The sequence below is a fragment of the Nonlabens tegetincola genome (assembly GCF_002954355.1).
Taxonomy (GTDB): Bacteria; Bacteroidota; Bacteroidia; order Flavobacteriales; family Flavobacteriaceae; genus Nonlabens; species Nonlabens tegetincola.
The window spans coordinates 484,758-511,598 of the sequence record NZ_MQVV01000012.1; the positions used below are offsets into that span (position 1 = coordinate 484,758).

A 26,841-nucleotide genomic window follows, 5' to 3' on the forward strand; every position below is an offset into this window, starting at 1 on the left:
AGATGAGTCAAAAAATCAGAATCAAGCTTAAATCTTACGATTACAATTTGGTAGATAAATCTGCTGAAAAAATTGTAAAGACAGTAAAGAGTACTGGTGCTGTAGTAACGGGTCCAATCCCACTTCCTACACACAAGAAGATTTTCACAGTGTTGAGATCTCCTCACGTTAATAAAAAGTCTCGTGAGCAATTTCAATTAAGCTCTTATAAGCGTCTGTTAGATATTTATAGTTCTTCTTCTAAAACTATTGATGCCCTAATGAAATTAGAGCTTCCTAGTGGTGTTGAAGTAGAGATTAAGGTCTAATTAGATTTAATAATCAAATATTTGAGTTACGCTTTCGCGAAAGCGTAACTCTTTTTTAAATAAGTAAAATCATTTTATAATAAATAAATATGTCTGGGTTAATAGGAAAAAAAATCGGAATGACCAGCATTTATGATGAGAACGGGAAAAATATCCCTTGTACGATCATACAAGCCGGTCCTTGTGTTGTTACCCAAGTCAGAACCGAAGAAACAGATGGGTATGAGGCCCTTCAATTAGGTTTCGATGACAAATCAGACAAGAATGCTTCTAAAGCTGCTATCGGGCACTTTAAAAAAGCAGGTACTGGTGTCAAAAGAAAAGTAGTTGAATTCCAAGGTTTTGATGCGGAGTACAAATTAGGTGATTCAATCACTGTTGAAATGTTTAATGAAGGTGACTTTATTGATGTTTCTGGAACTAGTAAAGGAAAAGGATTCCAAGGTGTTGTAAAACGTCATGGTTTCGGCGGTGTTGGACAACAAACTCATGGACAGCATAACAGATTAAGAGCTCCTGGTTCTATCGGTGCAGCATCTTATCCTGCTCGTGTATTTAAAGGTATGCGTATGGCTGGTCAAATGGGGAATGAAAAAGTAAAAGTTCAAAATTTAAGAGTGCTTAAAGTGGTAGCAGATAAAAATCTTTTAGTAGTTAAAGGTTGTGTTCCTGGTCACAAAAACTCTTATGTAATAGTTGAGAAGTAATGAAAGTAGCAGTTATAGACATTAAGGGTAAAGACACAGGTCGTCAAGTTGAGTTGGCTGATAATGTCTTTGGAATAGAGCCTAGTGAGCATGCTATATACTTAGATGTTAAGCAGTATTTAGCTGCACAACGTCAAGGTACTCATAAAGCTAAGCAACGAGCAGAAATTGCTGGAAGTACAAGAAAGATTAAGAAGCAAAAAGGAACAGGAACTGCTCGTGCAGGTTCTATTAAGTCACCAGTTTTTAGAGGTGGTGGTAGAATTTTTGGTCCTGTACCACGTGACTATTCTTTTAAACTGAATAAGAATCAAAAAAGATTAGCTCGTAAAAGTGCATTAAGTTTGAAAGCTTCTGAAGGTACTTTACATGTAGTTCAAGATTTCAATTTTGATGCTCCTAAAACAAAGAATTTTTTAGAAGTTTTAGAAGGTTTAGGTCTCTCTGATAAAAAATCTCTATTTGTATTGGGTGAATCAAATAATAATGTATATTTGTCATCGCGAAATTTGAAAGCAGCTAACGTTGTAACTACCTCAGGATTAAACACTTACAGTGTAATGAATGCTGATAGTGTAGTGATTTTAGAGAGCTCTTTAGAGAAAATCGAAGAATTTTTAACTAAGTAACTATGAGTATTTTATTAAAACCGATCATAACAGAGAAGGCAACTAACGATAGTGAGTTGTTAAATCGCTATGGTTTTGTAGTGTCTCCTAGTGCAAACAAAGTTGAGATAAAAAAAGCTGTGGAAGCTGAATATGGTGTTACAGTTCTTAAGGTAAGAACTATGAATACTAGAATTGAGCGAAACGTGAAATATACAAAGTCAGGTATTCAAGTTGGTAAAACTGGTGCTATTAAAAAAGCATTTGTACAACTTAAAGATGGTGATACCATCGACCTTTATAGTAATTTATAATAATTAACTGAGATGTCAGTAAGAAAATTAAAACCTGTAACTCCTGGACAGCGATTTAGAGTTGTTAATGGCTACGACGCTATTACAACTGATAAGCCGGAGAAGAGTTTACTTGCTCCGAAAAAACGTTCAGGTGGTCGTAACGCTAGTGGTCGTATGACTATGCGTTATAAAGGTGGCGGTCATAAGAAGCGCTACCGTATAATCGATTTCAAAAGAGATCGTCATGGAATACCTGCAACGGTATCAACTATTGAGTATGATCCAAATAGATCAGCTTTTATCGCTCTTGTTAGCTATCAAGATGGTGAAAAAAGATATGTTATTGCTCAAAATGGTCTTAAGGTAGGACAAAACATCGTTAGCGGTGAGTCTGTTGCTCCTGAGGTTGGTAATGCTATGAAATTAGCTAATATTCCTCTGGGTACTGTTATTAGTTGTATTGAGTTGCATCCTGGTCAGGGAGCTGTTTTGGCTCGTAGTGCAGGTGCGTTTGCGCAATTAATGGCGAGAGACGGTAAGTATGCTACTGTGAAGTTACCTTCTGGTGAGACTAGAATGATTTTACAGCAATGTATGGCGACTGTTGGTGCTGTATCAAACAGTGATCATCAGTTAATCGTCGGTGGTAAGGCCGGTCGTAGTCGTTGGTTAGGAAGAAGGCCAAGAACTCGTCCTGTTGCCATGAATCCAGTTGATCACCCAATGGGTGGTGGTGAAGGTCGTGCTTCAGGAGGTCATCCTAGATCTCGTAACGGTATACCTGCAAAAGGTTATCGTACTCGCGACAAGAATAAAGCTAGTAGTCAATTTATAATAGAACGCAGAAAGAAATAAGTTATGGCACGTTCATTAAAAAAAGGACCTTACGTTTTTCATAAATTAGAAAAGAAGGTTGCTCAAAATATTGAGTCAGGTAAGAAAGCTGTAGTAAAGACTTGGTCGCGTTCATCTATGATTACGCCAGACTTTGTAGGTCAAACAATTGCAGTTCATAATGGTCGTCAGTTTGTTCCTGTTTACGTAACAGAGAATATGGTAGGGCATAAGTTAGGTGAATTTTCACCAACTCGTTCATTCCGTGGACATGCTGGTGCTAAAAATAAAGGAAAAAAGTAATCTAGGTCATGGGAAGTCGTAAAAGAGAAATGGCTGCTAAGCTCAAGGAGCAAAAAAGCCAGATTGCTATAGCAAAATTAAATAATTGTCCTACATCTCCTCGTAAAATGAGATTAGTTGCTGATATCATTAGAGGTAAAAAGGTGGAGGATGCGTTAAATATACTTAAGTTTTCATCTAAGGAGGCTGCACGACGTTTGGATAAGTTGGTCTTGTCTGCTATCGCAAATTGGCAGTCTAAGAATGAGGATTCTGATGTTGCTGATGCAGGTTTGTTTATTAAGGAGATTCGTGTAGATGGTGGTACAATGTTAAAAAGACTAAGGCCAGCACCTCAAGGTAGAGCGCATAGAATAAGAAAGAGATCGAACCACGTAACTGTTGTGTTAGGTCAAAAAAATAATGAAGAGGTTAACTAATTTAGGATATGGGACAAAAAACTAATCCAATAGGAAATCGTTTAGGTATCATCAGAGGTTGGGAATCTAACTGGTATGGTGGAAACGATTATGGTGATAAACTAGCTGAGGATGATAAAATACGTAAGTATATTCATGCTCGTCTTTCAAAGGCTAGTGTATCTAGAGTTATTATTGAACGTACTCTTAAGTTAGTAACTATAACTATCACTACTGCTAGACCTGGAATTATTATTGGTAAAGGTGGTCAAGAGGTGGATAGGCTTAAAGAAGAGTTGAAGAAGATTACTGGTAAGGATGTTCAAATTAACATTCATGAAATAAAAAGACCAGAATTAGATGCTCATTTAGTTGGAGCTAGTATTGCTCGTCAGATTGAGAATCGTATTTCGTATAGACGTGCAATAAAGATGGCTATTGCTGCTGCCATGAGGATGAATGCTGAAGGAATTAAAATTCAAATTTCAGGTCGACTTAATGGAGCGGAAATGGCTCGATCAGAATCTTACAAGGATGGGCGTATTCCTTTGTCCACTTTTAGAGCAGATATCGACTATGCATTAGTTGAAGCTCATACTACCTACGGAAGATTAGGTATTAAGGTATGGATTATGAAAGGAGAGGTTTATGGTAAACGTGAGTTGTCTCCATTGGTAGGCTTATCTAAGAAGAGTGGTAAAGGTGGTGGATCTGGAAACAGAGGAAATCGTCGTCGTAGAAAATAAAAGTAGATAGAGATGTTACAACCTAGAAAGACAAAATTTAGAAAGCAACAGAAGGGCCGTATGAAGGGTAACTCTGGTCGAGGAAACCAGCTAGCCTACGGTACATTTGGTATTAAATCTCTTGATTCTAATTTTATTAATTCAAGACAGATTGAAGCGGCTCGTATTGCTGCCACTAGATATATGAAGAGAGAAGGTTCTCTTTGGATTAAAATATTTCCGGATAAACCCATCACTAAAAAGCCTCTAGAGGTTCGTATGGGTAAAGGAAAGGGTAATGTTGAATATTGGGCTGCTGTTGTGAAACCAGGTCGTGTGCTTTTTGAGGTTGCAGGAGTTCCTCAAGCTATTGCTCAGGAGGCTTTAAGGTTAGCTGCTCAAAAATTGCCAGTTAAAACTAAATTCATCGTAGCAAGAGACTACCAAGAATAGAATATTATGAAAAACGCAGATATAGCAAAACTGTCAGAAACAGAATTACAAGCAAAACTTGCTGAGTTTAATTCTTCTTACTCAGAGTTGAGAAGAATGCATAGTATGTCTCCTTTAGATAATCCTTCAGAGATTACTAAAGCTAGGAAAACGATTGCTAGATTAAAAACAGCTTTAAATAGCAAATAGTTCACATGGAAACAAGAAATTTAAGAAAAGAACGTATCGGTGTAGTTACATCGAATAAGATGGACAAAAGCATCGTTGTTTCAGAGGTGAAACGTCAGAAGCATCCAATGTATGGAAAGTTCGTACTTAAGACTAAAAAGTATGTTGCTCACGATGAAACGAATGACTGTAACGAAGGTGATACAGTTCGTATAATGGAAACTAGACCTCTTAGTAAATCTAAAAACTGGAGATTAGTTGAAATAATTGAAAGAGCTAAATAATGGTACAACAAGAATCAAGATTAAAAGTAGCAGACAATACTGGAGCTAAAGAAGTTCTTTGTATTCGTGTATTAGGTGGGACTAAAAGGAGATATGCTTCTGTTGGTGATAAAATTGTTGTTTCTGTTAAAGAATCTACACCTAATGGTAATATTAAAAAAGGTGCTGTTTCAACTGCAGTAGTTGTGAGAACAAAGAAAGAGGTTAGAAGACCAGACGGATCGTATATTCGTTTTGATGATAACGCTTGTGTTCTTCTTAATCCTAATTCGGAAATGCGAGGAACTCGTGTTTTTGGGCCGGTTGCTCGTGAGCTTAGGGACAAGCAGTTTATGAAAATTGTTTCATTAGCACCTGAGGTGTTATAATAAGGAATTATGAGTAAGGTAAAAATTAAAACTGGAGATAAGGTTAGGGTTACCACAGGTGAACACAAAGGTTCTGAAGGTGTTGTAACTAAAATACTTAAAGATAAAAACCGCGTAATTGTGGAAGGTGTTAACATGGTTTCAAAGCATGAAAAACCAAGCGCTACAAATCCTCAAGGTGGTATAAAGGAATTGGAAGCTCCTCTTCACATCTCTAATGTGTCTTTAATCGACTCAGATGGTAAAGCAACTAAGGTTGGTTACAAGTCTGAAGATGGTAAAAAGGTTCGCTTCGCTAAAACTAATAATCAAGCTATATAGTCATGTCATACGTACCAAGACTTAAAGAAGAATACAACGAAAGGGTGTCTAAATCTCTTCAGGAAGAATTCGGTTACAAAAATGTAATGGAAATTCCTAAATTACAAAAGATAGTTTTAAGTAGAGGAGTAGGTGCTGCGGTAGCAGATAAGAAGCTTATTGATTATGCTGTGGAGGAGTTAACTACTATTACTGGTCAAAAAGCTGTTGCTACTTTATCTAAAAAGGATGTTGCTTCCTTTAAGTTAAGAAAAGGAATGCCTATTGGTGCCAAAGTTACGCTTAGAGGTGAGAGAATGTATGAATTTCTTGATCGTTTAATTACTGTAGCGTTGCCTAGAGTTAGAGATTTTCAAGGAATTAAAGCAAATGGTTTTGATGGTAGAGGAAATTATAACTTGGGTATCACTGAGCAGATCATTTTCCCAGAGATAAATATCGATAAAGTAAACAAAATTTCTGGTATGGATATTACATTCGTTACCAGTGCAAATACTGATAAGGAGGCTAAGTCTCTTTTAGGAGAACTAGGTTTACCTTTCAAAAAGAATTAAGATGGCAAAAGAATCAATGAAAGCGCGTGAGCGCAAGCGTCAAGCTCTAGTAGATAAGTATGCTGAAAAGCGTCAGGCTTTGAAGGAAGCTGGTGATTATGAAGCTCTTCAAAAATTACCTAAGAATGCATCACCTGTTAGGTTACACAATAGATGTAAGTTAACCGGAAGGCCAAAAGGTTATATGCGTCAGTTTGGTATTTCAAGAGTCCTTTTTAGAGAAATGGCAAACAAAGGTTTGATTCCTGGTGTCAAAAAAGCAAGTTGGTAAAATAAAGATTTTTTGTAGTTATGAATACAGATCCAATAGCAGATTATCTTACACGTATTAGAAACGCGGTAAGAGCTAACCATAGAGTTGTTGAAATACCAGCTTCTAATGTTAAAAAAGAAATTACTAAAATTCTTTTCGATCAAGGTTATATTTTAAGTTATAAAATAATTGAGGCTCCTGCCCAGGATGTGATCAAGATAGCTTTGAAATATGACAAGTCAACTAATGAACCAGTTATAAAGGATTTACAAAGACTTAGTAAGCCAGGTCTTCGTAAGTATGCTGGTGCAAAAGAGTTGCCAAGAATTTTGAACGGTTTAGGCGTGGCTATCGTTTCAACATCTAAAGGTGTGATGACTGATAAGCAGGCTCGTTCAGAGAATGTCGGTGGGGAAGTGCTTTGTTACGTTTATTAATATATTAATATGTCAAGAATAGGAAAAAGTCCTGTAGCGATTCCTGCAGGTGTTACCGTAAGGGTTGAGGACGACTTCATTCATGTGGAAGGTAAATTGGGATCTTTATCTCAAAAATTTTCAGATGTTGAAGTTAAAATTGAAGAAAATCAAGTTTTGATTTCTCGTCCTTCTGATTCAAAGGATCACAGAGCTAAGCATGGTTTATATCGTGCTTTGGTTCAAAACATGGTTCAAGGAGTTAATGAGGGTTGGACTAAACAGCTAGAACTAGTAGGTGTTGGTTATAGAGCGAGTAATCAGGGACAAAAGCTAGATTTAGCTTTAGGTTTTTCTCATAATATTGTATTGGACATTGCTCCGGAAGTGAAAGTGGAAACAATTTCTGAAAAGGGTAAAAACCCAATAGTTAAACTTACTTCGCACGATAAGCAATTAGTTGGTCAGGTAGCAGCTAAAATCCGATCATTTAGAAAGCCTGAACCGTATAAAGGTAAGGGTGTTAAGTTTGTTGGTGAGATTTTAAGAAGAAAAGCTGGTAAATCAGCATAATAAACAGATATAATGGCATTTTCAAAAGAACAACGTAGATTAAAAATACGTAAGAGAATAAGAAGAACAGTTTCTGGTACTGCCGAAAGACCTAGATTATCTGTTTATAGAAGTAATAAAGAAATTTATGCTCAAGTTATTAATGATGTAGATGGTATAACTATAGCTTCCGCTTCATCTAGAGAACTTGATGCAAAAGCTCCAAAAATGGACCTAGCGAAACAAGTTGGTGTTAAGCTTGCTGAGAAAGCAAAAGCTGCTGGTGTAAGTAAGGTTTCTTTTGATCGTGGAGGTTATTTATATCATGGTAGAGTACTTTCATTAGCAGAAGGAGCTAGAGAAGGAGGACTACAATTTTAATCACATATTACATTAAATTATGTATCAAAAATATAAAAACGTAGAAACTGTGAAACCAGGTGGACTTGAATTAAAGGATCGTTTGGTAGGTGTTCAACGTGTAACTAAAGTGACTAAAGGTGGTCGTGCATTTGGATTTTCTGCTATCGTTGTGGTAGGTGATGAAAATGGTGTAGTCGGTCATGGGTTAGGTAAGTCTAAAGAGGTTTCTGAAGCGATATCCAAAGCTGTTGAGGATGCTAAAAAGAATTTGGTAAGAATTCCTCTGCAAAATGGTACTATTCCACATGAGCAAAAGGGTAAATTTGGTGGAGCGAGAGTTTTACTTATGCCTGCATCTACTGGTACTGGGGTGATTGCTGGTGGAGCTATTCGTGCAGTCCTTGAGTCAGTTGGAGTTCACGATGTTTTAAGTAAGAATCAGGGATCTTCTAATCCACATAATGTGGTAAAGGCAACTTTTGACGCTTTACTTCAATTGAGAAGTGCTGCAACAATTGCTAAGCAAAGAGGAGTTTCTTTAGATAAAGTGTTTAACGGATAATAGATTTAGTGATGGCAAAGTTGAGAATTAAAAAGGTAAAAAGTGCGATTAATCGTACAGCGAACCAGAAAAAGACTTTAGAAGCACTTGGTTTAAGAAAGATGAATCAGGTTGTTGAACACGATGATAATTCGGTTATCCAAGGAATGATAAGAACTGTTTCTCATTTGATTACAGTCGAGAACATTTAAAAAAATTAGGATGAAATTACATAATATCAAACCTGCTGAAGGTGCAGCTAAAAAGGCTGGTAAAATTATAGGTCGTGGTCAGGGTACTGGTAAAGGTGGTACTTCTACTAGAGGTCATAAAGGAGCTAAATCACGTTCAGGTTATTCTAAGAAAATTGGTTTTGAAGGAGGACAAATGCCTTTACAACGCCGTGTTCCTAAATTTGGTTTTACTAACATAAATCGTAAGGAATATGTTGGAATTAATCTTGATACCATCCAAAATTATATTGATGCTAATCGTTTTGGTTCGGATATTTCTTTAGAGGATTTCGTAAGCCAAGGTCTAGCAGGAAAGAATGACTTAATTAAGGTATTGGGTAGAGGAGAGCTTTCTGCTAAAGTTAAAGTTACCGCTCATAAGTTCACTGCGTCGGCTCAAGAAGCTATTACTAAAGCTGGTGGTGAAGCAGTAACAATTTAATCTATCCACATGAAGTTTATAGATACTCTTAAAAATATTTGGAAAATAGAAGAGCTTAAAGATCGTATTCTTATGACTTTAAGCCTTCTTCTTGTTTATCGTTTTGGAGCTCAAGTAGTGCTTCCAGGTATTGATTCTACGAAACTTGGTGGTTTTGCTGATAATTTTGATACTGGAATAGGTGGTATTTTAAATGCCTTCACAGGAGGAGCATTTGCTAATGCCTCAGTTTTTGCCTTGGGGATTATGCCGTACATCTCAGCTAGCATTGTCGTTCAGCTTATGGGATTAGCTATTCCGTATCTTCAAAAATTACAGAAGGAAGGTGAGTCTGGGCGTAGAAAAATTAATCAGATAACACGATGGTTAACCATAGGTATTTGCGTAATTCAAGCTCCTACATACTTGTTGACCTTAGAAACTTTGGGTGTTCCTCAAGATGCATTTATAGATGGTAGAGGTGCTGGTTTCATTACCATTAGTACAATTATCCTAGTTACTGGATGTATTTTTGCTATGTGGTTAGGTGAGAAAATAACTGATAAAGGTATAGGTAACGGTATATCGTTACTTATAATGGTTGGAATTATTGCTACATTACCACAGGCATTTATCCAGGAAATTACCTCAAGATATAATGGTACTGGTGGATTGTTTGTTATTATTATTGAAGTGGTGATTTGGTTGTTGGTAATTCTAGCATGTATTATGTTAGTGATGGCAGTAAGAAAAATACCGGTGCAATATGCAAGAAGATCCGCAACTGGTAGTTATGAAAAGGTAGTTGGTGGTGCAAGGGAATACATTCCGCTTAAGCTTAATGCTTCAGGTGTTATGCCTATTATTTTTGCTCAAGCTATTATGTTTGTTCCTGCAGCTATCGGTAATCTTGAAGCTGGTTGGGCAAAGGAAGTAGGTAATGCTTTTGGCGATATATTTGGTTTCTGGTATAATTTGGTCTTTGCATTGTTAATCATTATTTTCACTTATTTCTATACAGCAATTACGGTTAAAACCAATGAGATGGCGGATAATTTGAAAAGAAGTAATGGTTTTATTCCTGGAATTCGTCCTGGTACAGAAACAGCTGATTATTTAGATGAAATAATGTCTTTGATAACTCTTCCAGGTTCCGTATTTTTGGCGGCTGTTGCAATATTCCCTGCCATCGTTTCACTTTTTGGTGTTACTCAGGCATGGGCACTGTTTTATGGTGGAACGTCATTATTGATTATGGTCGGTGTAGCTATAGATACAATGCAGCAGATTAATGCTTATTTGTTGAATAAACATTATGATAGTTTAATTAAAACTGGTAAAAATAGAAAAGCAGTAGCATAATGGCTAAACAAGCAGCAATTGAACAAGATGGTACTATTATTGAAGCTTTATCGAATGCAATGTTTCGTGTTGAGCTAGAAAATGGTCATGTTGTTACAGCGCATATTTCAGGTAAAATGCGCATGCACTATATTAAATTATTACCTGGAGATAAAGTAAAACTTGAAATGAGTCCTTACGATTTAACGAAAGCAAGGATCACTTATAGATACTAATTATGAAAGTAAGAGCGTCACTTAAGAAAAGAAGTGCTGACTGCAAAATTGTACGTCGTAAAGGTCGTTTGTATGTCATCAACAAAAAAAATCCAAAATTTAAACAAAGACAAGGTTAAGCTATGGCTAGAATTGCAGGGGTAGATATACCTAAAAATAAACGTGGTGAAGTAGCATTAACTTACATATATGGTGTAGGTAGAAGTCGTGCTAAAGAAATTCTTATCTCAACAGGTGTTGGTTTAGATAAGAAAGTTAACGATTGGAATGATGATGAAATCAGTAAAATTCGTGCCGCTGTTGGAGAATTCACTATAGAAGGTGAACTTCGTTCCGAAACTCAGCTTAACATTAAGCGTCTAATGGATATTGGGTGTTATCGCGGTATTCGTCATCGTAGTGGTTTACCACTAAGAGGTCAGAGAACTAAGAATAACTCGAGAACTCGTAAAGGTAAGCGTAAGACCGTTGCAAATAAAAAGAAAGCAACTAAATAATAATTAAGTCAAATGGCAAAGTCTAAAACTGTAACAAAGAAACGTAAGGTAATTGTTGATAGTCACGGAGAAGCTCACATTTCTTCATCTTTCAATAATATTCTTATCTCTTTAACAAATAAAAAGGGTGAAGTTATTTCTTGGTCATCTGCTGGAAAAATGGGTTTCCGTGGATCAAAGAAAAACACTCCATATGCAGCGCAGTTAGCCGCTGAGGATGCGTCTAAAGTTGCTCACGAAGCTGGTTTACGTAAGGTAAAAGCTTATGTTAAAGGTCCTGGAAATGGGAGAGAAAGTGCAATTCGTAGTATCCATAATGCCGGTATTGAAGTAACTGAAATTATTGATGTTACTCCATTACCACACAATGGTTGTCGTCCACCAAAACGTAGAAGAGTATAACAAGGGAATTATTAACGCTATCGAAGGATATTGACCTGAATTCATAGCATCCCACATTAAATTTATATTAAATGGCAAGATATAGAGGTCCTAAGGCAAAAATTGCTAGAAGATTTAGAGAACCAATTTTTGGCCCTAGTAAAGCCCTGGAAAAGAAAAATTATCCTCCAGGAATGCACGGTAATAATAGACGCCGTGGAAAAGAATCAGAGTATGCAGTTCAATTAAAGGAAAAGCAAAAAGCTAAATACACCTATGGGGTACTTGAAAAGCAGTTCCGTTTAATGTTTGAAAAGGCTGTAAGAAGTACTGGTATTACAGGTGAAGTTTTACTTCAACTTTGTGAATCTCGTTTAGATAACGTGGTTTATCGTATGGGTCTTGCAAGATCTAGACGAGGAGCTCGTCAGTTAGTTTCGCATAGACACATTACAGTTAACGGTAAGTTAGTTAATATACCATCTTATCAGTTAAAAGCTGGTGACGAAGTTGCTGTTCGTGAAAAGTCTAAATCATTACAATCTATTGATGATGCTCTTTCTTCTAATGAGCATGTATATGATTTCGTTACATTCAATAAAGCAACTATGTCTGGTTCTTTTGTTTCGGTTCCTGAGCGTATCCAGATTCCGGAAAACATAAAAGAACAATTAATCGTAGAGCTTTACTCTAAATAATAACCAACAATTCCTAACGACTATGGCAATTTTAAATTTTCAGAAGCCTGATAAAGTAATCATGATCGACTCTACTGATTTCGAGGGTAAATTCGAGTTCAGACCGTTGGAGCCAGGTTATGGATTGACTGTTGGTAATGCCTTGCGTAGAGTTTTGTTGTCTTCTTTAGAAGGTTTCGCAATTACTTCTATACGCATAGAAGGTGTAGATCATGAATTTTCTACTATAGAAGGTGTAGTTGAGGATGTTACCGAAATGGTGCTTAATTTCAAACAAGCCCGTTTTAGAAGACAAATCGACGAAGTAGATAGTGAGGTAGTAAATATTTCATTTGGTGGTAAGGAGCAATTTACTGCTGGTGATATGCAAAAGTACATCTCTGGTTTTCAAGTTTTAAATCCTGAATTGGTTATTTGTAACACAGACCCTTCAGTGAATTTAAATCTAGAAATCACTATTGAAAAAGGTAGAGGTTATGTTCCGGCTGAGGAGAATAAAAATCCTTCTGCACCTATAGGTACAATCGCAATTGATTCTATATTTACTCCTATCAAGAACGTTAAGTATAGTATTGAAAATTACCGTGTTGAACAAAAAACGGATTATGAAAAATTAGTTTTTGAAATTCAAACAGATGGTAGTATTCATCCTAAATTAGCCCTTACTGAGGCCGCTAAGACTTTAATCCATCACTTCATGTTATTCAGCGATGAAAGAATTACACTAGAAGCAGATGAAATAGCGCAAACAGAAACTTATGATGAAGAAAGTCTTCACATGAGACAACTTCTTAAAACTAAACTAGTTGATATGGAGTTATCTGTACGTGCATTAAATTGTCTTAAAGCTGCAGAAGTAGAAACTTTAGGTGATTTAGTTTCATATAACAAAAACGATTTAATGAAGTTTAGAAACTTTGGTAAAAAGTCTTTAACTGAATTAGAAGAGTTAGTTAATACTAAAGGTTTGAACTTTGGTATGGATTTAAGTAAATATAAATTAGACCGTGACTAGTAGTAACTGGTTATAGAATTACAATAAAATGAGACACGGAAACAAAATAAACAATCTTAGCAGAAAGACAGCTCACAGAAAAGCTATGCTTTCAAATATGGCTTGTTCATTGATCGAACATAAACGTATTAATACAACACTTGCTAAGGCAAAGGCTTTAAAACAATTTGTTGAGCCTATAATAACTAAGAGTAAAGAAGACACTACGCATAATAGACGTCTTACATTTTCTAAATTACGTAGTAAGGAAGCAGTTACTCAACTTTTCAGAGAAGTTGCTGTCAAAGTGGGTGATCGTCCAGGTGGTTACACTAGAATTATCAAACTTGGTAATCGTTTAGGTGATAATGCTGATATGGCAATGATCGAGTTAGTTGATTTCAACGAGGTTTATCAAACAGGTGCTTCTAAGAAAACAACCAGACGTAGTAGAAGAAGTCGCTCAAGTAAAGCAGCTGTTGATACAACAACTACTAATGAAGAAGAATAAATTCTTTTTTATGTAAATAACAATAAAGGACTGATGAATGTTTCATCAGTCCTTTTTTTATAATTAATTTTACCAAACTTTTAATTAATGGCTTACTTAGAGAAAAAGGACGCAGTTGTGGTTCTATCAGATGGGACTGTCTTTTATGGCAAAGCAATAGGTGACGGTGGTACTGCCACTGGTGAGATTTGCTTCAATACAGGTACAACAGGTTATCAAGAGATTTTTACAGATCCTTCCTACTTTGGACAGATAATGGTTACAACTAATGCTCATATCGGTAACTATGGTGTTGTGAATGATGATTCTGAATCAAACAGTATAAAAATTTCGGGCTTAGTTTGTAAAAATTTTTCTGCGATTCACAGTCGTCCTGCTGCAACTTCAGATTTACTTAAACATTTACAAGAACAAAATCTTGTTATTTTGTGTGATGTGGATACTCGAGCACTAGTATCCCATATAAGAGATAATGGTGCTCAAAATGCCATTATTTCAACCGCTGTTGATGATATAGAAGCCTTAAAGGAACAACTTTCCAAAGTTCCAAGCATGAAAGGGCTTGAGCTTGCTAGTAAAGTTTCTACAACTGAAGCTTATTACTACGGCAATCCTGATGCACAATACAAGGTAGCGGCATTAGATTTAGGAGTTAAAACTAACATTCTTAAAAATCTTGCCAGTCGTGACGTTTACATTAAAGTTTTTCCATTTAATACACCATTTGCAGAATTAAAGGCATTTAATCCTGATGGATATTTTATTTCAAATGGACCTGGTGACCCAGAACCACTTGAAACCGTAATTGCAACAGCTAGGGAAATATTGAACTCAAGTATGCCATTATTTGGTATTTGCTTAGGTCATCAAATAATCGCCTTGGCGCATAACATAGAGACTTATAAAATGCATAATGGTCATAGAGGAATAAATCATCCGATTAAGAACCTCTTAACTGGAAAAGGCGAAATAACTTCTCAGAATCACGGATTTGCAATCAATAAAGAACAAGCAGAGCGTCATGATGATATAGAAATTACCCACGTACATCTTAATGATGATACAGTTGCAGGTATGAGAATAAAATCAAAACCTTGCTTTAGTGTACAATATCATCCAGAAGCAGGACCAGGACCTAACGATGCAACCTATTTGTTTGATGAATTTATCCACCTTATAAAAACCAATAAAGAAAGAGTAGCATGAGTACAATAATTAATATACACGCAAGACAAATTTTTGATTCTAGAGGTAATCCTACAGTTGAAGTAGATGTTATTACTTCAAATGGAGTAATAGGAAGAGCTGCAGTTCCATCTGGTGCTTCAACTGGTGAACACGAGGCTGTTGAGCTTAGAGATGGAGGATCTTCTTATATGGGTAAAGGTGTAGGAAAAGCAGTTAATAACGTAAACACCGTTATATCAGAAGAGCTGCTTGGAGCTTCTGTTTTTGATCAGGCTTCTATTGATCAAGCTATGATAGATCTTGACGGAACTCCTAATAAAGCAAAGTTAGGTGCAAATGCAATTCTTGGTGTTTCATTAGCATGCGCCAAGGCTGCAGCAGCAGAACTTAATCAGCCTCTATATAAGTACATTGGAGGAATGAGTGCTTCAACTCTTCCTGTTCCTATGATGAATATAATAAATGGAGGTTCTCATAGTGATGCTCCTATTGCTTTTCAGGAATTTATGATCATGCCTGTGGTCGCAGAAAGTTTTTCACACGCACTACAAATGGGCACTGAGATTTTTCATCACCTTAAAAAAGTGTTACATGATAGAAATTTGAGTACAGCCGTAGGTGATGAAGGTGGTTTTGCTCCTGCTCTTGAAGGTACTGAAGATGCTCTAGAGACTATACTACTTGCAATCAAAAATGCGGGTTACACTCCTGGAGAACAAATAATGATAGCTTTGGATTGTGCAGCGGCAGAGTTTTATGTAGATGGAATGTATGATTATACTAAATTCGAAGGTGATAAAGGTGTTAAACGTTCAAGTGAAGAACAGGCTTCTTACCTCGCAGATCTTGCCAATAAGTATCCTATAATCTCGATAGAAGATGGTATGGATGAAAATGATTGGGATGGTTGGAAATCACTGACCGAGAAAGCAGGTGATAAAGTTCAATTAGTAGGTGATGATTTATTTGTAACAAACGTTGAAAGACTCTCTAGAGGTATTGAGAATCACATCGCAAATTCTATTTTAATCAAAGTAAATCAAATAGGTACTCTTACAGAGACAATTGCTGCGGTGAATATGGCTCACAAAGCTGGTTATACTTCTGTTATGTCTCACAGGTCGGGAGAAACTGAGGATAACACTATTGCTGATCTTGCAGTTGCTTTAACAACTGGTCAAATTAAGACAGGTTCTGCTTCGAGATCTGATCGTATGGCAAAATACAATCAGTTATTAAGAATTGAAGAGGAGTTAGCTGAAAATGCTTATTACCCAGGAAAGAAAGCTTTTCAAATTTAATTTGAGTTAGTACGCTTTCGCGAAAGCGAGATAATCATAACCATCCCACACGGGATGGTTTTTTTGTTTAACACTATCGATGAAATACATGTTTAGACTTCAAAAAGTCATTTTTTACGATTAAAAACGTGTTTTTAACGTTTTCTATTGTTTATTGCGGCATTCTAAATTATCAAAATGAAAAGACTATTATCCCTATTATGTTTACTTATTTCATTTACATTAAGTGCTCAAAGCTCCATGTGGCAATCAATTGACACTAGTGAATTGCCCGTAATAAGTGAACAAGACAGGCCTATAAAGCCGTTAAAGTTTGACTTAATTCAAGTAGATGCTTCCATTCTTTCTCAATATTTAACTGGTGCTCCAGATAGATTTGATGGCAGAAATGGAATAATTGTCGATTTACCAGTGTCAGAAGGTAAATTTGAAAGTTTCGAAGTTTTTAATTCAGGTTCTTTATCTAAAGGATTTTCCAACCAGTATCCAAATATTCAATCATTTATTGGAAAAGGCATTGATAACCCTAAAAATGTAATATACTTTACTATAACCTCTAAAGGTTTTCATGGTGTTATAAGAGGGGAAAAAATCACTTATATTGATCCTTACTCTAAATCGACTCCAAATATTGTTATGATTTACGATCGTAACAATCTAACTAGATCTGATCAGGAAGTTTTCGATTGTCATGTAGAAGATACATTAAGCAAGGAAACTATTGATGCTTTTGAATCCTCTACCATTTCAAAAGCTTTTAGAGATAGAGTTTTTAGAACTTATAGAATTGCGATTGCTGCAACAGGTGAATATACTGCATACCATGATGATGGTAATGCTGGGAACGGTGATGCAGTTGCTGATGCTCTTGCTGGTATCGCGGTGACCTTGACAAGGGTGAACTCCGTTTTTGAACAAGAAATGTCTATCAGATTTACATTAGTAGCTAATAATTCTGCAATTGTTTTTACAAATGCTGGTACTGACCCATATGATAATTATAGTGGTGGTCAAATGATTGGGGCAAATACTAATGCGATTAATTCAAGAATCGGAAGTGGAGCTTATGATATAGGCCATGTATTTTCAACTGGTGGTGGTGGAATAGCAAGTGCTGTAAGATGTAGTGGAAGTAAAGCCCAAGGTGTAACGGGTATCGTTACTCCAGAATTTGACCCGTTTGATATTGATTATGTGAGCCATGAGATTGGACACCAATTTGGTGCTTCTCACACATTTTATAACGGGTGTTTCGGTGGTAGTCCATCTTCTGCACCGGTTGAAACGGGAAGTGCTTCCACTATTATGGGTTATGCTGGGATTTGTGCGCCTAATGTACAAGATAATTCAGATGCATATTTTCATTTGATTAGTTTATTTCAAATGCATAATGAATTAGGCTCTGATACATGTGAATTGGAACAAGATTTAAATGGATTAAACGCTAGCGCACCTAATTCAGTTTCTTTAGCTAACAAAACAATACCTAGAAACACTCCTTTCAAATTAACCGGGATTTCTACACAAGCTCCAGATCCTGGAGAAACTTATACTTATAACTGGGAACAACTTGATAACGGATATAATGCAGGTGGTTATACGGGAGCTACACAACCACCACTTTCGTCTAACAATAGGGGACCTGTGTTTAGAACATTATTTCCAACTACAAGCCCAACTAGATATTTTCCTAACCTAAATGACTTAGTAAATAATATTGATCCTACTTGGGAAACACTGCCAAATGTACAACGAGAAATGAGATTCTTTTGTACGATTAGGGATAATAACATTAATGGAGGTCAATCAAATTTTGCAGGTGTTACCATTACAGTTGGAGCCTCTGCAGCGTTTAGTGTTTCTTCACCAAACACGGGATCAGAATTGTGGTATGAAGGTGAAAATGTCAATATTACATGGAATGAAGCAGGTACAAATAATACAACTTATGCTACTCAAGTAAATATTCTCTTATCAACTGATGGTGGTTATACCTATCCTATAACATTAGCTTCTAATGTTAATAATGACGGTTCCCAAATCGTGAACATTCCGACTGGTGTTAAAACCACTCAGGCACGAATCATGATAGAAGCTGTTGATAATTATTTCTTTGACATATCTAATCAGAATTTTGAAATTAAAGAAGGTACTTTTGAATTGAACTTGGCAAATGATACAGTTTCCTCATGTTCTCCAAGTGATGCAGTTTTTTCATTTGATTACGTTCCAGCGCCAGGATTTAGTGAAACTGCAACTTTTTCTACCAATAATTTGCCGGCAAATCTTAATGTTAACTTCACTCCAGCATCAACTAGTGCAACTGGAACTATTCAAGCTACAATATCTAATACCGCTGGTGTAGATGCAGGAAGGTATGAATTTGATCTAATTACTACTACGACTTCTGCTACAATAGTTCAACCGATGGTTCTTAAGATTTTTGATGGAAATGTTGGACAGGTAAATTTAACTTCTCCAATAAATGGTGCTGGTAATCAAGTTGCTAATCCTTTATTGATGTGGGACGATTTAGAAAGTGCATCGGGTTATTTAGTTGAAATTTCTGAACAATCTGATTTTTCTACGGTGGTAGAATCGGCAGCAGTATTTAATGTTACTCAATACCAACCGACTTTATTAGACAGTAGTAAAATTTACTTTTGGAGGATAACACCATCTAATGATTGTACAACAGGTACAGCAAATTCTATTTCTGCATTTCAAACAGCTCAAGATGTTTGTAATACTTATGGAGGAACAGGAGGAATAGGTAGTGAGTATTATGAAAATAATGACAACATTTGGAATACAAATAGTAATAATGCTGTGAGTGCGCGAGTTCAAGTGACTGATGATATTGAGATAACTCAGGTTTCTTTTTATATGAATGCTACTCATAGTGATACGGGAGATTTAAAAATGCAGTTAAGTAGTCCTACAGGAAGATTCTCTGAAGTTTACAATAGAGAATGTGCAGCCGGAAGAAATTTTGACCTCACAGTAAGCGACTCGGGTACTGAAGCTTTTGGTTGTAATCCAGGATATACAGGTGCTATTACAGGAGTACGTACTCCTGGTCAAGCATTTTCAAGATTTAACGGTAGTAGTGCTCAAGGTGAATGGGTTTTACTAGCTACAGACCGAGAAGCAGATAGTCAAGGAGGTACCTTTAATGAATTCTCTGTTACTGTTTGTGGAAGATTGCAGTACGTAAATGATATTGATAATAATCGAAATAACTTACTTACTTTAGGTTATAACGCTACTTCGATTATTTCAAACACGTTATTGCGTACTCAAAAATCAGGTACTACTAATGCTAATATGACTTATGTAATAACTTCGATTCCAGAACATGGAAGAATATTGCGATTAGGATCTGCTTTAAATTTAGGAGATACGTTTACCCAGTCAGATATCAATCAGGATCGTATAAGTTATGAGCACACTTCAACGGAACTTGTTTATAATGATAGTTTTGGTTTCATAGCTCGTACTCCAGATCAAGCCGTACTTGAAGGGAAAGTATTTAATATTGAAATCAGTGAACCTACTTTAATATACTCTGGTGGAGCTTGGAGTCCTTTTCAACCTAATTTAGAAACCTTGTCTTTAAATGCCGTTGTTATTGATGGAAGTGCAACTTTGAGCGCAGCAGGACAAATTAAAGACTTAACAGTACAATCAGGAGGAACTCTAGAATTAGCTGATAACCTATTAGTTTCTGGAGATGTGTTAATTGACGGTAATTTAACCGGTTTAACAAACGGAAATCTCGAAATGTCTTCTTCCAATTTACAAACTATAAGTGGCTCAGGTGATGTTAATTTATATGATATGACCGTACAAAACACTACAGGAGTTCTTTTGAATTCAAACGTGAATATTTATAACGTTTTGAATCCGAATAATTCCTCAATTACGACGAATGGTAACCTTACTTTCAAGAATGATGCGACTAGGGTAGGACAGTTGGATAATGCAAATCAAGCTACTTTTACAGGTAATGTTACCGTGGAAAATTATTTTCCTGCAAGAAGAGCATATAGGTTTATGGCTAGTTCTGTAAATACTTCTAATGGAATTTACAATAATTACCAGAATGGTGGAGTGTCTGAAAGTAATATCGGTACGCATATTACAGGTAATACAAGTGGAGCCAATGGATTGGATGCAACATCTACCGGTAATAGTAATATGTTCTATTTTGATAATACGAATCAAGCTTGGGTAGCAGAAGATAACACCTTGAGCAACCAGTTAGAAATAGGTAAGGCATTCCGTTTATTAGTACGCGGTGATCGTTCTGTAGATTTGTCTTCAAACACATCACCAGCAACGATAACGACTTTGGTAAGTGAAGGTCAACTACAAATAGGAGATTTTAATCAAGCTTTCCCTACTTCAAATGGAGAGTTTCTTATGATTGCAAATCCATATCAAGCTATCGTGGATGTTAGAGATCTTATAGCTGAAACAGGAACAACAGGTATTAATCCTAATTTCGTTTATGTTTGGGATACTAACCTAAATGCCCGTGGTGGATACTCGACTGTAGATGTTTCTGGTCCTTCAGATTTTGTGATCCCATCAAGTAATGCATCTAGTAAAATAAGACCAGGTCAATCTATTTTTATGCTAGCTACTGGTCCAAGTAATATAGCATTTAAAGAATCTCATAAAGCAGTCAATGAAGGTCTTTCTAACGTTTTTAGGTCTTCTTCAACTAGTTCGTTTGTAAGAATAGAGTTACTTAACTCTAATACACAGCAATTACTTGATGAGTCTATAATGCTGTTTGATTCAAGTTTTGATGACAACGTAACAGCCGAAGATGCAATCAAGTTTACTAATCAAGATGAAACCTTAGGAATTATAGTTGCTGGTCAATCATTGGCCATTGCTAAAAACAACAGTGCCCAAATTGGAAATGTATATCCATTGTCTTTCCTTAATCAAAGAGGAACTGATTATACTTTCTCAATTGAAATTCAGCAATTAGATCAGGTTCAACCAGTATTAGTAGATAATTATTTAATGTCAAGAACTCCACTGCAATCTGGAATTAATAATGTTAACGTTAATATAGATAGCAATGTTCAATCTCAAAACCCTAATAGGTTCAATATTGAATTTGAAACTGTAACTTTAAGCAATGGAGATGTTTCGTTGGATGGAATGATATCCCTATATCCAAATCCAGTTAAAGACATTTTAAATATCGAATTAACTAGTATACTGAAACAAGAAAGTTTATCAATAAACGTGACTAATATGCTAGGGCAAGCTGTTTTATCTAAAGCTGGTTTAGGCAGGGATATTTCAAGTATCAACTTAGGCTCATTAGCTTCTGGTACCTATATCCTGACAATCGATTCCCAACTAGGCTCCTATGCCACTAAGTTGGTGAAGGAATAAGTAGTTAACAAATTACAGTATTAAAGAGCGGTTATTAACCGCTCTTTTAATTTATGTTCATTTTTACTACATCGTTTTCAAGAACGTTTATGTTTTTACTTAAATTTTTTATAAACTCTATCAATCTCTTTAAAATTGAGTATTAAATATGAGTTTCCTGCCGTATTTTCGTAGGCATAAAATCACAATAAAACAATGTCAGATAAAGCAATATTAGAAATTGATGGTGAGAAGTATGAGTTTCCTATCATCACTGGTACAGAAAACGAGAGAGCAATTGATATTAAAGCCCTAAGAGGAGCTACTGGTGGAGTTACCACTATCGATCCTGGTTACAAGAATACTGGAAGCTGTGAAAGTGCAATTACTTTCTTAAATGGTGAAGAAGGTATACTTAGATACAGAGGTTATTCAATTGAAGATCTTGCTGAAAAGGCCGATTTCCTAGAAGTTGCATATCTACTTATTTTTGGTGAGTTACCAACTAAAGAACAGTTAGATAGGTTTTATGCTGATATTAAAGCAGAGTCTCATGTAGATGAAGACGTAAAGAAAATCCTTGACGGTTTTCCAAAGTCTGCTCATCCTATGGGTGTATTATCTTCATTAACAAGTGCATTAATAGCATTTAATCCTTCTTCAGTAAATGTAGATAGCGATGAAGATATGTATAAAGCTATTGTGAAGTTATTAGGTAAGTTTCCTGTACTGGTAGCTTGGGCTCTACGTAAGAAAAATGGACAGCCATTAGATTACGGTGATGATAACCTAGGGTATGTGGAAAACATCCTTAAAATGATGTTCAAAAAAGCTAGTTCAGATTATGAGCTTAATCCTACAGTTGTAAATGCACTTGATAAATTATTAATCCTACATGCAGATCATGAGCAAAACTGTTCTACAAGTACAGTTCGTATTGTAGGTTCATCTCATGCTGGTCTATTTGCAAGTATCTCAGCAGGTATTAGTGCTCTTTGGGGACCACTTCACGGTGGTGCAAATCAAGCAGTGCTTGAAATGCTAGAAGCTATCAAAGAAGATGGTGGAGATACTAAAAAGTACATGGCCAAAGCTAAGGATAAAGAAGATCCATTCCGTTTAATGGGATTCGGACATAGAGTTTATAAAAACTTTGATCCTCGTGCACGTATCATCAAAAAAGCAGCCGATGAGGTGTTGAGTGATTTAGGAGTAGAAGATCCTATTTTGGAAATAGCTAAAGGTCTTGAAAAAGAGGCTCTAGAAGATCCTTATTTCGTAGATAGAAAATTATATCCAAATGTAGATTTTTATTCAGGAATAATTTATCGTGCTATGGGTATACCTGTAGAAATGTTTACAGTGATGTTTGCCTTAGGTAGATTACCTGGATGGATCGCACAATGGAAAGAAATGAGAGCTCGTAAAGAACCAATCGGTAGACCACGTCAGGTTTACATAGGTGAAACAAAAAGAGATTTTGTCGATATTTCTAATCGCTAAAAAATCTTATAACAAGTAAAAGAACCCAGCTTACTAAGCTGGGTTTTTTCTTTTTACTCACTCATGTCTGTATAAAGCTAGGTAGTTTATAAATATCACTCATATAAGTTGGTAAAAAAGGATGTTAAGGATCTAAATTCTCAATAGTTTTAGTTCTCTATTTCCTAGTTTAAACCATTATTTTTGCCACATGGATAAATTGAACCTGTACATACCAAACGAGACATCAAGATTAAGGGCTGTAGTTTTAGGATCTGCATCTAGTAACGGTCCTGCTCCTACGATAGAAGAAGCTTATGACCCAAAGTCTAGAGAGCACCTAATCGCCGGTACATATCCAAAGAATGAGGATATGGAAAAAGAGATGGAAGCTGTTGCACAAGTCTTTGATAAATATGATGTTGAGGTTTATAGGCCTCATGTAATTGAAGATTACAATCAGATTTTTACTAGAGATATAGGTTTTGTTATTGATAACGTATTTATTAAAGCAAACATTCTACCTGATCGCGATCAAGAACTCAACGCTATTAAATATGTGTTAGACAAAATCAATCCTGAAAATATACTTACGCCGCCAGAAGAATGTCATATTGAAGGTGGTGATGTTATGGTTCATAACGACTATATATTCGTAGGAACTTATAGAGGAGCTGACTATTCAAGCTACATAACTGCTCGTACAAATACCGCTGCTGTTAATTGGTTGAAAGAGCAATTTCCTAATAAAAAAGTAGTGAGTTTTAATCTTAGAAAACATAATACAGATCCTAAGGAAAACGCATTGCACTTAGATTGTTGTTTTCAGCCAGTCGGTGATGATAAATGCATCATTCACCGTAATGGGTTTCTAGAAGAATCAGAATATCAATTCCTAATAGATTTATTTGGGAAAAAGAATTGTTTTGAGATTGACAAGGAGGAAATGTACAATATGAATTCTAATATTTTTTCAATAGCACCTGATGTAGTCATTTCTGAACGAAATTTCACGAGACTAAACGCTTGGTTGCGCAGTCACGGTATAATTGTAGAAGAGGTTCCCTATGCCGAAATAGCAAAACAAGAAGGATTGTTAAGGTGTTCAACACTTCCTTTAATTAGAGATTAATTTTAATTAGTTCGCTTTCGCGAAAACTGCTACACCAGCAGTTTGAGACAATAAATAATAGAATGAAACAAATTACCGACACAGTTTTCATGATACGACCTGTTCAATTTAGACTAAATGAACAAACCGCTGTTAATAATTATTATCAAGATGATGAGGTCCAAGTAGAGAACCAAAATGAGAAAGCACAAAATGAATTTGACGGCTTTGTAGCATTGTTAAGATCCAAAGGTATTACAGTAATTGAAATAAGTGATGATCCTAAACACGATACTCCAGATTCTATTTTTCCAAATAACTGGATATCAACACATGAAAATGGTGATATTGCACTGTATCCTATGTTTGCAGAAAATCGACGATTAGAACGACGACCAGAAGTTCTTAATCGTTTAGAAGAAAGTGGCTTTACAATAGAAAACGTTGTTGACTACACTGCTGCCGAAGAGGAAGATCTGTTTTTGGAAGGTACAGGTAGTTTGTTGTTAGATCGTGTAAATCGTAAGGCTTACTGTAGTATTTCACCTAGAGCAGATGAGAATTTGCTTATTGAATTCTGCGAGGATTTTGAATACACACCTGTCATTTTTACTGCCTATCAAAGTGTAGACGGTAAACGATTGCCTATTTATCATACCAATGTAATGATGGCATTAGGAGAGAATTACTGTGTGATATGTTTGGATTGTATCGATGATAAAAAGGAACGTAAGAATGTTCTTAAACATCTCAAAGAAGATGGGAAAGAGGTTATTACCATTTCAGAGCAGCAAGTAGAATCTTTTGCTGGTAATATGATGCAAGTTCATAATGCGAGTGGTGATAGGTTTCTTGTTATGAGTGATCAAGCTTATTCATCACTTACTGAATCTCAAATTACAAAACTGCAATCGTATAATGAGATTTTACATCCTTCTATTGAAACTATAGAAACCTTAGGTGGTGGATCAGTACGTTGTATGATGGCCGAAGTTTTCTTACCTAAATAAATTAAATTTTTCCAGGTGGTTGTAAGTCTAATATTTATAACCACCTAGCAAAAATTCTAAACTGGTTATTACTTTAAGTCAGGAATTTTCTACCTGTTGAGTACTCGCTAGTTTGAAGTGATTATTTGCCAGTCGCTATATGCTTGATCATTCCTGCAAATATGAAATAATGAAAAGGTAGCATACTGTACCAGTAAAGTCTACCCCAAATACCTTTTGGTCTAAAGGTAGCTGTTTGATGCACTATGTTATTTTCATCAATTTCAAATTCCAACCAGGCTTCACCAGGAACTTTCATTTCAGCAAATAATAGGAGACGTTTTTCATCCTTGTCTGCGACAAGAACTCTCCAAAAGTCTAAGGAATCTCCAGGATAAATCTTATCTGGATTAGTACGTCCTCTACGTAACCCTACACCACCAAAAAGTTTGTCTACAAGTCCTCTAATTTTCCACAAGAAAGTAGCGTAGTAATAACCGTTTTTTCCACCTATACTCCAAATACGTTCAAGAGCTTTAGTAGCGTCATCGGTTTTGTGAGTTTGTTCATCCTTCAAACAACCGTATTTAGGAACTTGCTTGTATTTATTTAAATTCTTTTTGAATCTTCCACTTACCATGCTGTCTTTCCAGCTACTAACTACCTGACTTTGTTCAATTTTAGCAAATGCCATGTCAAGAGCTTCTTTATAAGTAAATGGTTGAATGTTGAATTTTTCTGCTAGATTGTTTGGTCTTGCAACTACTTCAATTGTCATACTCTTGACTAAATTTTGAGCAAGTTTATAAGAGGTACTCGTTACAAAATAAAGCCAATAACTGCTTAAAGTTGGTGTCATCACAGGCACTGTAAAAATGAATATTTTCAATTTGCGTTTTTGTGCATATTGTAACATCATTTCCTTATAGGTAAGAATATCTTTTCCTCCTATATCGTAACTATTGTTATAACATTCTACACATCCCAAAACACAGGTCAAATAACTCATTACATTTCTTATAGCAATAGGATGTGTTTTTGTATTTACCCATTTTGGTGTAATCATTACAGGTAATTTTTCACATAGATCTCTTATGATTTCAAAAGAAGAACTACCACTACCTACAATGATTCCAGCTCTTAAAACAGTGACGGGTATGTTGCTGGTGTAAAGAATGTCTTCTACACGCTTTCGCGAAAGCAGATGTTTACTCAGTTTATCTTCATTAACAATACCTGATAAATAGATAATCTGTTGACAGTTTGTTGGGTGAATAGCCTCGAGAAAATTTTGAGCACTACTAGCTTCTAGGTCATCAAAATTTTCTGTGTTTGATGTCATAGAATGAATTAGATAGTAAGCTGCATCTATATCTTTTGGGATTGCATCACTTTTCTCAGGTTTGAGAAAATCTACTTCGATAATACGTATTTGCTCCTTGATTTCTTCAGGTACTGAAAGTCTATTTGCGCTACGCACAGCACAAACCACATCGTGATCCTGTTTAAGAAGTTCATAGAGTAAACGCACTCCTATATAACCGTTTGCGCCTGTAAGTAACACTTTCATGTTGCTAAAGTTATGTTACACAAGGGGAATTCTCTC

At 35.9% G+C, this 26,841-nt stretch carries 36 protein-coding genes; 35 read left to right on the forward strand and 1 reads right to left on the reverse strand.

Annotated elements, in window-relative coordinates; translation table 11 throughout:
- The first annotated feature begins 2 nt into the window (after positions 1-2).
- The 35 genes from rpsJ to ctlX all read left to right on the forward strand — a co-directional run bounded on the left by rpsJ (position 3) and on the right by ctlX (position 25,256).
- Entirely contained in the window at positions 3-308 is a 306-nt protein-coding gene (gene rpsJ, locus BST93_RS06095; protein ID WP_008992279.1) for a 30S ribosomal protein S10, read from the forward strand.
- 89 nt (positions 309-397) lie between these two features.
- On the forward strand, positions 398-1,015 hold the full coding sequence (gene rplC, locus BST93_RS06100; protein WP_060523007.1) for a 50S ribosomal protein L3: 618 nt from the start codon (positions 398-400) through the stop codon (positions 1,013-1,015).
- The gene (gene rplD, locus BST93_RS06105; RefSeq protein WP_105018472.1) at positions 1,015-1,644 is read left to right on the forward strand and encodes a 50S ribosomal protein L4; all 630 of its coding nucleotides are present in this window, start codon (positions 1,015-1,017) and stop codon (positions 1,642-1,644) included. The genes rplC and rplD overlap by 1 nt, the downstream gene beginning before the upstream one ends.
- A gap of 2 nt (positions 1,645-1,646) precedes the next feature.
- Entirely contained in the window at positions 1,647-1,937 is a 291-nt protein-coding gene (rplW, locus tag BST93_RS06110; protein ID WP_042278893.1) for a 50S ribosomal protein L23, read from the forward strand.
- A 12-nt stretch (positions 1,938-1,949) separates the two neighbouring features.
- Positions 1,950-2,774: a 50S ribosomal protein L2 gene (gene rplB / locus BST93_RS06115; RefSeq protein WP_042278895.1), complete on the forward strand. Its 825-nt coding sequence runs from the start codon at positions 1,950-1,952 to the stop codon at positions 2,772-2,774.
- 3 nt (positions 2,775-2,777) lie between these two features.
- Positions 2,778-3,056 carry a 30S ribosomal protein S19 gene (rpsS, locus tag BST93_RS06120; protein WP_042278897.1) on the forward strand — a complete coding sequence of 93 codons (279 nt, stop codon included), beginning with the start codon at positions 2,778-2,780 and terminating at the stop codon, positions 3,054-3,056.
- A gap of 8 nt (positions 3,057-3,064) precedes the next feature.
- Positions 3,065-3,475, forward strand: coding sequence for a 50S ribosomal protein L22 (rplV, locus tag BST93_RS06125; protein ID WP_105018473.1), 411 nt, complete (start codon positions 3,065-3,067; stop codon positions 3,473-3,475).
- An 8-nt stretch (positions 3,476-3,483) separates the two neighbouring features.
- Entirely contained in the window at positions 3,484-4,200 is a 717-nt protein-coding gene (gene rpsC, locus BST93_RS06130; RefSeq protein WP_042278900.1) for a 30S ribosomal protein S3, read from the forward strand.
- Between the two features lie 12 nt (positions 4,201-4,212).
- On the forward strand, positions 4,213-4,632 hold the full coding sequence (gene rplP / locus BST93_RS06135; RefSeq protein ID WP_042278902.1) for a 50S ribosomal protein L16: 420 nt from the start codon (positions 4,213-4,215) through the stop codon (positions 4,630-4,632).
- 6 nt (positions 4,633-4,638) lie between these two features.
- Complete coding sequence (rpmC, locus tag BST93_RS06140; RefSeq protein ID WP_042278904.1) at positions 4,639-4,821, forward strand: 50S ribosomal protein L29; 183 nt, start codon at positions 4,639-4,641, stop codon at positions 4,819-4,821.
- Positions 4,822-4,826: 5 nt separating this feature from the next.
- Positions 4,827-5,084 (forward strand): 30S ribosomal protein S17, encoded by a 258-nt coding sequence (gene rpsQ, locus BST93_RS06145; RefSeq protein ID WP_042278905.1) that lies wholly within the window; start codon positions 4,827-4,829, stop codon positions 5,082-5,084.
- A complete protein-coding gene (gene rplN, locus BST93_RS06150; protein WP_042278906.1) occupies positions 5,084-5,452 on the forward strand; it encodes a 50S ribosomal protein L14 in 369 nt (122 codons plus the stop codon). The genes rpsQ and rplN overlap by 1 nt, the downstream gene beginning before the upstream one ends.
- Positions 5,453-5,461: 9 nt before the next feature.
- Positions 5,462-5,773: a 50S ribosomal protein L24 gene (gene rplX / locus BST93_RS06155; RefSeq protein ID WP_105018474.1), complete on the forward strand. Its 312-nt coding sequence runs from the start codon at positions 5,462-5,464 to the stop codon at positions 5,771-5,773.
- 2 nt (positions 5,774-5,775) lie between these two features.
- A complete protein-coding gene (rplE, locus tag BST93_RS06160; RefSeq protein WP_042278909.1) occupies positions 5,776-6,327 on the forward strand; it encodes a 50S ribosomal protein L5 in 552 nt (183 codons plus the stop codon).
- A gap of 1 nt (position 6,328) precedes the next feature.
- Positions 6,329-6,598 carry a 30S ribosomal protein S14 gene (gene rpsN / locus BST93_RS06165; RefSeq protein ID WP_042278911.1) on the forward strand — a complete coding sequence of 90 codons (270 nt, stop codon included), beginning with the start codon at positions 6,329-6,331 and terminating at the stop codon, positions 6,596-6,598.
- 20 nt (positions 6,599-6,618) lie between these two features.
- A complete protein-coding gene (gene rpsH, locus BST93_RS06170; protein WP_042278913.1) occupies positions 6,619-7,017 on the forward strand; it encodes a 30S ribosomal protein S8 in 399 nt (132 codons plus the stop codon).
- Between the two features lie 9 nt (positions 7,018-7,026).
- Positions 7,027-7,569 carry a 50S ribosomal protein L6 gene (rplF, locus tag BST93_RS06175; protein ID WP_042278915.1) on the forward strand — a complete coding sequence of 181 codons (543 nt, stop codon included), beginning with the start codon at positions 7,027-7,029 and terminating at the stop codon, positions 7,567-7,569.
- Positions 7,570-7,581: 12 nt separating this feature from the next.
- A complete protein-coding gene (gene rplR / locus BST93_RS06180; RefSeq protein ID WP_105018475.1) occupies positions 7,582-7,929 on the forward strand; it encodes a 50S ribosomal protein L18 in 348 nt (115 codons plus the stop codon).
- A 19-nt stretch (positions 7,930-7,948) separates the two neighbouring features.
- A complete protein-coding gene (gene rpsE, locus BST93_RS06185) occupies positions 7,949-8,473 on the forward strand; it encodes a 30S ribosomal protein S5 (RefSeq protein WP_042278919.1) in 525 nt (174 codons plus the stop codon).
- Between the two features lie 11 nt (positions 8,474-8,484).
- Positions 8,485-8,664, forward strand: a complete 180-nt coding sequence (gene rpmD / locus BST93_RS06190) for a 50S ribosomal protein L30 (protein WP_042278921.1) — start codon at positions 8,485-8,487, stop codon at positions 8,662-8,664.
- A gap of 10 nt (positions 8,665-8,674) precedes the next feature.
- Positions 8,675-9,127, forward strand: a complete 453-nt coding sequence (gene rplO / locus BST93_RS06195) for a 50S ribosomal protein L15 (protein WP_105018476.1) — start codon at positions 8,675-8,677, stop codon at positions 9,125-9,127.
- Between the two features lie 9 nt (positions 9,128-9,136).
- The gene (secY, locus tag BST93_RS06200; RefSeq protein WP_060523006.1) at positions 9,137-10,468 is read left to right on the forward strand and encodes a preprotein translocase subunit SecY; all 1,332 of its coding nucleotides are present in this window, start codon (positions 9,137-9,139) and stop codon (positions 10,466-10,468) included.
- Complete coding sequence (gene infA, locus BST93_RS06205) at positions 10,468-10,683, forward strand: translation initiation factor IF-1 (RefSeq protein ID WP_011710675.1); 216 nt, start codon at positions 10,468-10,470, stop codon at positions 10,681-10,683. The genes secY and infA overlap by 1 nt, the downstream gene beginning before the upstream one ends.
- A gap of 2 nt (positions 10,684-10,685) precedes the next feature.
- Positions 10,686-10,802: a type B 50S ribosomal protein L36 gene (gene ykgO / locus BST93_RS06210; protein WP_042278928.1), complete on the forward strand. Its 117-nt coding sequence runs from the start codon at positions 10,686-10,688 to the stop codon at positions 10,800-10,802.
- Positions 10,803-10,805: 3 nt separating this feature from the next.
- Entirely contained in the window at positions 10,806-11,180 is a 375-nt protein-coding gene (gene rpsM / locus BST93_RS06215; RefSeq protein ID WP_042278930.1) for a 30S ribosomal protein S13, read from the forward strand.
- A gap of 12 nt (positions 11,181-11,192) precedes the next feature.
- Positions 11,193-11,582 carry a 30S ribosomal protein S11 gene (gene rpsK / locus BST93_RS06220; protein ID WP_042278932.1) on the forward strand — a complete coding sequence of 130 codons (390 nt, stop codon included), beginning with the start codon at positions 11,193-11,195 and terminating at the stop codon, positions 11,580-11,582.
- A 71-nt stretch (positions 11,583-11,653) separates the two neighbouring features.
- Positions 11,654-12,259 carry a 30S ribosomal protein S4 gene (rpsD, locus tag BST93_RS06225; protein ID WP_042278934.1) on the forward strand — a complete coding sequence of 202 codons (606 nt, stop codon included), beginning with the start codon at positions 11,654-11,656 and terminating at the stop codon, positions 12,257-12,259.
- Between the two features lie 22 nt (positions 12,260-12,281).
- Positions 12,282-13,274: a DNA-directed RNA polymerase subunit alpha gene (locus BST93_RS06230; RefSeq protein ID WP_060523005.1), complete on the forward strand. Its 993-nt coding sequence runs from the start codon at positions 12,282-12,284 to the stop codon at positions 13,272-13,274.
- Positions 13,275-13,302: 28 nt separating this feature from the next.
- Positions 13,303-13,764: a 50S ribosomal protein L17 gene (gene rplQ / locus BST93_RS06235; protein ID WP_105018477.1), complete on the forward strand. Its 462-nt coding sequence runs from the start codon at positions 13,303-13,305 to the stop codon at positions 13,762-13,764.
- An 87-nt stretch (positions 13,765-13,851) separates the two neighbouring features.
- A complete protein-coding gene (carA, locus tag BST93_RS06240) occupies positions 13,852-14,970 on the forward strand; it encodes a glutamine-hydrolyzing carbamoyl-phosphate synthase small subunit (RefSeq protein ID WP_105018478.1) in 1,119 nt (372 codons plus the stop codon).
- Complete coding sequence (gene eno, locus BST93_RS06245; RefSeq protein WP_105018479.1) at positions 14,967-16,253, forward strand: phosphopyruvate hydratase; 1,287 nt, start codon at positions 14,967-14,969, stop codon at positions 16,251-16,253. Before carA ends, eno begins: the two co-directional genes overlap by 4 nt.
- A 177-nt stretch (positions 16,254-16,430) precedes the next feature.
- Positions 16,431-21,674 (forward strand): reprolysin-like metallopeptidase, encoded by a 5,244-nt coding sequence (locus BST93_RS06250; protein WP_105018480.1) that lies wholly within the window; start codon positions 16,431-16,433, stop codon positions 21,672-21,674.
- Between the two features lie 195 nt (positions 21,675-21,869).
- Positions 21,870-23,156, forward strand: a complete 1,287-nt coding sequence (locus BST93_RS06255; RefSeq protein ID WP_105018481.1) for a citrate synthase — start codon at positions 21,870-21,872, stop codon at positions 23,154-23,156.
- A gap of 190 nt (positions 23,157-23,346) precedes the next feature.
- The gene (locus BST93_RS06260) at positions 23,347-24,267 is read left to right on the forward strand and encodes a dimethylarginine dimethylaminohydrolase family protein (RefSeq protein ID WP_105018482.1); all 921 of its coding nucleotides are present in this window, start codon (positions 23,347-23,349) and stop codon (positions 24,265-24,267) included.
- Positions 24,268-24,329: 62 nt separating this feature from the next.
- Positions 24,330-25,256 carry a citrulline utilization hydrolase CtlX gene (gene ctlX, locus BST93_RS06265; RefSeq protein WP_105018483.1) on the forward strand — a complete coding sequence of 309 codons (927 nt, stop codon included), beginning with the start codon at positions 24,330-24,332 and terminating at the stop codon, positions 25,254-25,256.
- Positions 25,257-25,377: 121 nt separating this feature from the next.
- Here the strand turns inward: ctlX and BST93_RS06270 are convergent, their stop codons facing one another.
- Positions 25,378-26,805 (reverse strand): SDR family oxidoreductase, encoded by a 1,428-nt coding sequence (locus BST93_RS06270; RefSeq protein WP_105018484.1) that lies wholly within the window; start codon positions 26,803-26,805, stop codon positions 25,378-25,380.
- Between the last annotated feature and the right edge of the window lie 36 nt (positions 26,806-26,841).